The 8,072-nt window shown below is 69.9% G+C and carries 7 protein-coding genes and 1 tRNA gene; 2 read left to right on the top strand and 6 right to left on the bottom strand.

Annotation, left to right across the window (positions count from 1 at the left end):
* The first annotated feature begins 266 nt into the window (after window positions 1-266).
* Window positions 267-2,831: a LuxR C-terminal-related transcriptional regulator gene (locus ABZU72_RS07820; RefSeq protein WP_355018302.1), complete on the top strand. Its 2,565-nt coding sequence runs from the start codon at window positions 267-269 to the stop codon at window positions 2,829-2,831.
* Here the strand turns inward: ABZU72_RS07820 and ABZU72_RS07825 are convergent.
* Together ABZU72_RS07825 and ABZU72_RS07830 are read right to left on the bottom strand one after the other, a co-directional pair.
* The gene (locus tag ABZU72_RS07825) at window positions 2,792-3,175 is read right to left on the bottom strand and encodes a hypothetical protein (protein ID WP_355018292.1); all 384 of its coding nucleotides are present in this window, start codon (window positions 3,173-3,175) and stop codon (window positions 2,792-2,794) included. The genes ABZU72_RS07820 and ABZU72_RS07825 overlap by 40 nt on opposite strands.
* A gap of 58 nt (window positions 3,176-3,233) precedes the next feature.
* Complete coding sequence (locus ABZU72_RS07830; RefSeq protein ID WP_355018293.1) at window positions 3,234-4,634, bottom strand: cystathionine beta-synthase; 1,401 nt, start codon at window positions 4,632-4,634, stop codon at window positions 3,234-3,236.
* An 87-nt stretch (window positions 4,635-4,721) separates the two neighbouring features.
* Here ABZU72_RS07830 and ABZU72_RS07835 point away from each other — a divergent pair, with 87 nt between their 5' ends.
* Window positions 4,722-5,744, top strand: coding sequence for an SGNH/GDSL hydrolase family protein (locus ABZU72_RS07835; protein WP_355018294.1), 1,023 nt, complete (start codon window positions 4,722-4,724; stop codon window positions 5,742-5,744).
* A 57-nt stretch (window positions 5,745-5,801) separates the two neighbouring features.
* On the opposite strand, the gene ABZU72_RS07840 is transcribed toward ABZU72_RS07835, so the two are convergent.
* From ABZU72_RS07840 to ABZU72_RS07855, 4 genes are all read right to left on the bottom strand, one after another.
* Complete coding sequence (locus ABZU72_RS07840; RefSeq protein WP_355018295.1) at window positions 5,802-6,650, bottom strand: Bax inhibitor-1/YccA family protein; 849 nt, start codon at window positions 6,648-6,650, stop codon at window positions 5,802-5,804.
* A 125-nt stretch (window positions 6,651-6,775) separates the two neighbouring features.
* Window positions 6,776-6,850: transfer RNA gene (locus tag ABZU72_RS07845), tRNA-Leu, on the bottom strand.
* 18 nt (window positions 6,851-6,868) lie between these two features.
* Entirely contained in the window at window positions 6,869-7,426 is a 558-nt protein-coding gene (gene def / locus ABZU72_RS07850) for a peptide deformylase (protein ID WP_355018296.1), read from the bottom strand.
* A complete protein-coding gene (locus ABZU72_RS07855; protein WP_355018297.1) occupies window positions 7,423-7,941 on the bottom strand; it encodes an ACT domain-containing protein in 519 nt (172 codons plus the stop codon). The genes def and ABZU72_RS07855 overlap by 4 nt, the downstream gene beginning before the upstream one ends.
* Window positions 7,942-8,072 lie beyond the last annotated feature (131 nt).

The raw sequence follows: 8,072 nt of genomic DNA on the forward strand, positions 1-8,072 counted from the left end.
TCAGGTCTTCGTGCCACCAGGGCCGCATACAGATGGGGGAGCTGATGCGGCAACCTGGTGTCACTCAGTGTTCAGGCCGAGGAGAACCTCAGCCCGTGAGATCACTATCTCATCATCTGCGCCCAGACGTTGCGGTCGCGGACGGACTGTTTACGTACTGTAAACAGGTAACCTGCGTATCAGTAGACCTAATACGCGGGCGATACAGCGCCTCCACAGAAAATCGGGTATGCATTTGGATGTACCTTGAGGTGGGGGGGGTGAGCATGTCGGATCGCGAAGGTGTCCTCGCGCGGGTGGTCGACGAGGTCATCGACTACGTCGGCGCGGGCCTGAGCGTCCATCTGGTGGGGCCCCGCGGATCCGGGCGCAGCGAGCTCTGCTCCCTGGTCGCCAACCGGCTCGAGGACGAGGGCCGGTCCGTGCTGCAGATCAGCGGCCACCGCGCCTGGCAGAACGAGCCGTTCGCCGCGCTGACCACCGCCGGCATCGGCAGCGCGACGACCACCGGCCCCCGTCGCACCATCGGCGAGATGACCACGGCGCTGAGCAAGCAGCTCGGCAACGGCACCGTCCTGGTGATCGACGACGCCGACGCGCTCGACACCTACTCGGTCGGCGCCCTGCGCAACATCCACCGCCAGCGACGACTTCTGGCCGTGACCAGCAGCCGCCACCAGCACCCCGTCGCCGAGAACACGCTGATGCTCGGCATCGCCCCGTCGGTCCAGGTGCGCTCCCCCGCGCTCGAGGTCGACGAGGTGCACGAGGTGTGCCGCGGGATCCTCGGCGGCCCGGTGGAGGCAGGGTCCCTGGCCCGGATCGCGATGGCGACCGGCGGCCTGCTCGGCCTGGTCCGGGCCATCGCCACCGTCGGGCCGCGGGCAGGGGTGCTGGAGCAGCTCGACGGACTGTGGCGGCTGCCGAGGCGTACGGGCTGGGCTCCTGAGCTCGCCTCTGCCGTCGAGCCGCTGGTCGCCGGTCTCGACCAGGACGCCTGGGACGGCGCGACCGCGCTCGCGGTGACGGGCCCGGTGCCGCTGGACGAGGCCGAGAAGATGATCGAGCGCAACGTGCTCGACGCGCTCTTCGCCCACGGCCTGGCGCGGCACAGCGAGGACGGCCCGGGCAGTGGCGTCGTGGGCCTCTACCCGCCGCTCATCGGCGACTACCTGATCACCGAGGGCTCGGCGTTCGGGCTGGTGATCGCGCGGAACCACCTGGCCGCCGAGCAACCGCTCCTCGACTACGCCACCCACCGGCCCCGCGGCGCCGACGCCGCCCTGCTCCACCAGCGCTCGCTGCGCCAGATGGCCGACGAGGTCACCCGCGCGCGCCGCTCCTGGACCGAGATGCCCTCGCCCGAGACGGCGCTGCCGCTGCTCGTGGCGCTTCGCAACACGGCGGCGCCCAGCGACCAGATCGAGGAGGTCGAACGGCGTACGCCGTTGACCGACACCCAGGAGTCGGCCTGGATGCTGGCCTGGTTCGCCACCTGGAAGGCGGTGGAGCTGGGCGACCTGAACGCCGCCAAGGCCGTGCTCGACGACGGGCTGAAGCGGCTGCCCACCTTCGCCGCGACGCTCGAGGCCTCCCGCGCCCATCTGCAGTTCCAGACGGAGTACGTCCCCGAGGTGCCCACGGTCGAGCCAGACCCGCGCGACACGGTCGGCCCCGAGATGCTCGGAGTCGTCGCCGCCGAACGCCTCCTTGCCGCCGGGATGGTCGAGCAGGCGCGCAACCTGCTGGAGAGCCAGCGTCCGGAGAACCCGCTGCCCGCCGGTCTGCACGCCTTCCTCATCGGGCTCGCCGACATGCTCGGCGGCGACCTGGAACGCGGCATCGATTTCGCCCGCGAGCAGCTCGAGGCGGCCTACCAGAGCTCGAGCGCCATGCTCATCCAGGCCCACGCCTACCTGTGCGTGCTCGGTCTGAGCATCGCCGGCCGGCTGACCGAGGCGAGCCAGGCGGCCTTCCAGAGCCTCTCCTCCTCGAGCGTCGCGGCCTACCGCGACGTCGCCCACACCGGCATCCTGACCCTCGGCGCCGAGATCGCGATGGCGCAGGGCCGCCCGGAGTACGCCCGCAGCCTCGCCTCCCAGATCGGCGGCGCGAAGGTCGCCTTCGGCCCGTGGCCCGGGATGGTGGCCAGCATCATGGCGCCGGCCAGCGGCCGGATGCCGAGCCTCAAGGAGCTGTGCGAGCTCGTCGGCCAGCGGCTGGACGCCGGCTACATCACCGGCGGCATCTTCCTCGCCGTCGAGGCGGTCGAGCGCGGCGCCAACGAGAACAAGCACATCACCCGGGCCGCCAGCCTCGCGACAGGCACCGAGAGCCCGCTGCTGCAGGGCATGGGAGCGTACGCCGCGACCACGGCCGCCGGCGATGTCGACGGCCTCCGCGAGGCGATCGTGAAGCTCGCCGACGCCGGTGCCCTCGTGTTCGTGACCAGGGCCGCTATCTCGCTGGCCATCCTCCAGCGCGAGGCCGGCGACCTGGCCGGCGCCGCCGAGACTCTCGACACCGCCTGGGAGCGCTCCGAGATATCCGGCAGCCGAGCCGGCATGTTCCGTCGCGCGGCAACCCACATCGGGCTCTCCGGACGCGAGAGCGAGGTGCTTCGGCTGCTCCCGGAGGGACCCACGACCGCCTCGCTGGCAGCGGACCTGGAAATGAGCACCCGCACCGTCGAGACCCACCTGCACAACATCAGCCGCAAGACCGGAGTCTCGGGTCGCGAGGACCTCGCCCGGGTGGCCGACACCTGGCTCCGGCCGGCGCCGAACGGCGACTACTCAGCCGGCGACAGGCACTTCACCAGCGGCTCGTAGAGCTCCTTGCTGGCCTTCTGATCCGCCTCCGAGAGATCCTCCGGGCTGATCGTGGAGACGTCCTCGGCCTCGACCAGAAGGCGTACCGCCTCGTCGGAGAGGTCCGACTCGTAGTAGGTCTTCGCCAGGCACCCTGCCTGCTCCTCGGTCACCTGGTCGCGGCTGCTCTGGGTGATCTGTCCCTCGATGTCGTCGACGCTCGGCCGATCACCGCCGCCGCTGCTCTCGCCACCGCCACATGCAGTCAGCAAGAAGACGGTGAGCAGAGCTACCGCGGCGATCGCCGATCGGCGATGCTGACTACCTCGGGCTCCGCTTCGGCGGGTGTGGGGGTACGCGATCATGAGCACGAATCATGGCGTACGCGACCCTCCCCCGCTAGGGGGGAGGGTATCCGCGGACTCAGGAACTGGTGAGGAAGAAGAGCAGGTCCTGGCGGGTGAGGACACCGACGGGCTTGCCGTCCTCGTGCACCAGCAGCGCGTCGGAGGAGCCCAGGGTGTGGGCGGCGTCGTGGGCGTCAGCGCCGGAGCCGATCGAGGGCAGCGGCGGGGACATGTGCTCCTCGACGGAGTCGGTGAGCTTGGCCTTGCCGGTGAAGAGCGCCTCGAGCAGGGTCCGCTCCGAGACCGAGCCCGCGACCTCGGCGGCCACGATCGGCGGCTCGGCGCGGACGACTGGCATCTGCGAGACGCCGTACTCCTGCAGGATGTGCACCGCCTCGGCGATCGTCTCGCCGGGGTGGGTGTGGACCAGGTCGGGCAGCCGGCCGGACTTGCCGCGCAGCACGTCGCCGACGGTCTGCTTGCCCGCCTCGCCGGTCTCGAAGCCGTACTGCGCCAGCCACTCGTCGTTGAAGACCTTGGTCAGGTAGCCGCGCCCGGAGTCGGGCAGCAGCACGACGATCACGGCGTTCTCGCCCTCCGGCGTGCCGGCCAGCTCAGCGGCGAGCTGCTTGGCGGCGTACGCAGCCATGCCGGCGCTGCCACCGACGAGCATCTGCTCCTCGCGGGCGAGCCTGCGGGTGTAGGCGAAGGAGTCGGCGTCGGAGACCTCGATGATCCGGTCGGCGACATCGCGGTCGTACGTCTCCGGCCAGAAGTCCTCACCGACACCCTCGACCAGATAGGGCCGCCCGCTGCCGCCGGAGTAGACGCTCCCGGCGGGGTCGGCGCCGATCACCTGGACGTGAGGGTTCTGCTCCTTGAGGTAGCGACCGATCCCGGAGATCGTGCCGCCGGTGCCGACACCGGCGACGAAGTGGGTGATCTTCCCCTCGGTCTGGCGCCAGATCTCAGGGCCGGTCTCCTCGTAGTGGGAGCGCGGGTTGTTCGGGTTGGCGTACTGGTTCGGCTTCCAGGCCCCGGGCTGCGAGGCGAGCCGGTCACTGACGTTGTAGTAGGAGTCGGGGTGCTCCGGCGGCACTGCCGTGGGCGCGACGACGACCTCGGCGCCGTAGGCCTTCAGCACGTTGCGCTTGTCCTCGCTGACCTTGTCGGGGCAGACGAAGATGCACTTGTAGCCCTTCTGCTGGGCGACCATCGCCAGGCCGACACCGGTGTTGCCGGAGGTGGGCTCCACGATCGTCCCGCCGGGCTTCAGCTCACCGGACGCCTCGGCCGCCTCGATCATCCGGGTGGCGATGCGGTCCTTCACCGAACCGCCCGGGTTGAGGTACTCCACCTTGGCCAGAACCAGGGGTCCCTCGCCGGGTGCTGCGGCCCCAGCACCGTCCAATGCACGCTCCAGCCGCACGAGCGGAGTGTTGCCAATGAGGTCCAGTAGCGAGTCGACGTACTCCATGGCCCCAGCGTATGTCCACTAGGTGAGATCCCCTATATCCCGATACTGAGTGCCCGGTAGTGGGCCGAAGACTTTAGAGTGGTCCCCGTGGCGAAGAAGAGTCTGGCACGCAAGACCGCGTACGCCGGCGGGGGTGTTCTGGCCGCGACGGCCGCGTTCGCCGGGGTCCTCGTCGCGGAAGCGGCGCTTGCCGTCAAAGCGACGCATCAGGTCAAGATGCCGGTGGCACCCTCCCCGACCGGGTGGTACGGAGCGCGGCATCCGGGCCGACCGATCAGCATCGCGCTGCTCGGCGACTCGAGTGCCGCAGGCTACGGAATGACCGAGGTCGAGGACACGCCTGGCGCCGTCCTCGCCTCCGGCGTCTCCGAGAAGGCACGCCGGCCGGTGCGCCTGCACGACCTCTCCGAGATCGGCGCCAAGTCCTCCGACCTGCACCCGCAGGTCGAGAAGGCGATCGCCGCCGACGCCGACATCGCGGTCATCCTGGTCGGCTCGAACGACGTGATCCGCAGGGTGCGCCCGCGGGTCGCGGTGAGCCACCTCGCCCAGGCCGTCATCCGGCTCCAGGAGGCCGGAGTGACCGTGCTCGTCGGCACCGTCCCCGATCTCAGCACCGCCACCCCGATCCTGCCGCCGCTGCGCTCGATCATGCGGGCCTGGTCGATCCGTATCGCCGCCGGCCAGATCTTCCACGTCATCCGCGCCGGTGGTCACACCGTGTCGCTGGGTGACGTCCTCGGGCCGGCCTTCAAAGCCACCCCGGCGTTCTGGTTCGGCGCCGACCAGTTCCACCCCTCCGCCGCCGGCTACCACGCCCTCGGCGAGGTGCTGGTGCCGCCCACGCTCTCTGTGCTCGGCCTCGTCGGCGACGAGAACGCCATCCTGGAGACCTACAACGGCAAGCAGGTGATGCCGCTGGCGGCAGCCTCCCTCCGCGCCGTCATCCGGCCAGGAACCGAGATCGACCCGGCTCCGCGCCCCCGTGGCCGCGTCGGCCGCAACTGGGCCCGTGCCCGTTCCTTCGAGAACGAGCACCGCGAGCCTCGCCGGGGCGAGCGCCCCGACGAGACTCCCCCGGTCGCCGAGCCCCACCACTCCCAGCGCTGACAACGACAGAACCGCCCCACTCCGAAGGGAGCGGGGCGGTCCTGTTGATGCGACTGATCAATCCTGCTGGAAGATCGCCAGCAGGCGGAGCAGGTTGGTGTAGATCCAGACGAGGCTGACGGTCAGACCGAAAACGGCGCGCCACGACTCACGCTCAGGGAGCTGGGCACGGATGCCGTACTCGATCTGGTCGAAGTCGAGGATCAGCATGAACACACCGAGCGCAAGGCCGGCGATGGCGGTGATCATGCCGAGCGTGCCGAAGCCGAAGAGGCCGAAGCTGGCACCGAACATGCCGAGCACGAGCTCCATCAGGCTCAGGCCCACCATGCCGAACATCGCGGCGATCACGAAGGTGCGGAACTTGCTGCCGACCTTGATGTTGAAGAACTTGTACGCAGCCAAGGTGCCCGCGAACGCGGCGAAGGTGCCGATCACGGCCTGGACGACGATGCCGCCCCCGAACAGAGCGTCGAAGGTCTTGCTGAGCGCACCCAGAGCGATGCCCTCGGCGAGGGCGAATGCCAGGACCAGCGCCGGGCTGACCACGCGCTTGAACGAGTTGACCAGCGACAGGATGAACGCCGCGCCAGCACCGAGGGTCGCGGCCAGGTAGAGCGGCGCGAGGTTGGCGTCGGAGCTGATGTCGGGGGTCATGATCCACGTCGCGATGGCGGCCAGGAAGACCACGCCGAGCGTGATCGCGCCCTTCTGCACCACCGAGTCGATCGTCATGGGGGCGCCCGTGGTGGGAGCCTCGGGGCCGCCGGTCGACCACTGGCTCGGGTCCTGCCCGTAGCCGGCGTACGAAGCCCCGTTGCCACCGTAGGTCGCGTTGCCGTAGGCGTTCTGCGACGGCTGCCCGAAGCCCTCTGCCCTACGGAACACCGGGTTGTTGCTCTGCATCTGGGGGTCACTCCTCGAAAGCGACTGGAAAGTCGCCGCCACGGTGGCGGCTCCTGTGGCCAGCGTACCGGCCCTGTGTCTCACTCAACGTCCGGGACAACCCTGATGTTCCGGGGATCGCAGAGTGCCCCGGGTGGGACTCGAACCCACACTGAAGCGTTTTTAAGACGCCGTCCTCTGACCGATTGGGATACCGGGGCGCGCGGCCGACCTTAGCGTCATAAGTACGTCTGCCGCTGGTGCAGCGCGTGGGCGCCGGCGACGCGGTCGATGAAGAGCAGACCGTTGGTGTGGTCGATCTCGTGCTGCAGGCAGCGGGCCTCGAAGGCGTCGGTGACGATCTCGACGGTCTCGCCGGTGACCGGGAGCTGGCCGCGTACGGTCAGCCGGGAGGCCCGCTTCACGTCACCGGTCAGGTCGGGGACGGACATGCAGCCCTCGCGCGCCTTCTCGTTGCGGCTGGCCTCGATGACCTCGGCGTTGCACAGGACGTACGTCCCGTGGTGGGTCTTGGTCTTGACGTGGGTGGAGACGTCGACGCAGAAGACCCGGGCCGAGACCCCGACCTGGTCGGCGGCCAGGCCGACGCAGCCGGGCGAGACCCGCATGGTGGCGATCAGGTCCGCGGCGAGCTGGACCGTCTCGGGGGCGGCGGGGTCGACGTCCTTGCCGGGCACGGAGAGGACCTGCGCGGGAGCACGTACGACGTCGAGGACCTTGCCCTCGACACCCAGCTCGGCCTCAGTCCAGGCTGCGACTCGTTCGTTGAGACTCACAGGTCGTCGGCCTCGATCGGCCGCAGGGTGGCGTCGACGCCGAGCTCCTGGGTGACCCGCTTGATCGACGCCTCGAGCACGGAGACGTCGACGTCCGCCGGCAGCTCGAGCTCGGCGACGACGACATAGAGGTCCCCGGAGAGACGGGTGGTCAGGTCGGTGATGTTGCCGCCGACGGCGGCGATCTCGGCGGTCACCGTGGAGACGATGCCCGGGCGGTCACCGCCGTGGACGGAGAGCACGAAGAGCTGGCCCGCGCCGGCCGGCGCCTGCTCCTCGGGGAGCTCGTAGACCGTGACCGTCAGGGTGCCGTCGGCAGCGATCGGCTCGAGATCGGCCTGGATGGCCTCCGTGGTCGCCTCGCCCGCGCAGAGCAGCGTCATCGCGAAGTGACCGCGGAGCCGGGTCATCGTCGAGTCCTCGAGGTTGAGTCCGAGTCCGGCCAGGCGGGCGGTGGTGTCGGCGATGATCCCCGGGCGATCGTGTCCCAGGACGGTGATGGCGTGGATGGTCACCAAACCATTGTCACCCGCGGCCCGCCGATGGCGGGCCCCTTTGCCCCGCTGCTCGGCCTCGTGCCGGGCGTCGGCCAGAAGCTGAAGGCGATGCTGGCGCTGGCGCCCGCGCGTTTGCCGACACGCTCCAT

This window comes from Nocardioides sp. NPDC004968 (assembly GCF_040608935.1).
In the GTDB taxonomy this organism is placed as follows: Bacteria; Actinomycetota; Actinomycetes; order Propionibacteriales; family Nocardioidaceae; genus Nocardioides.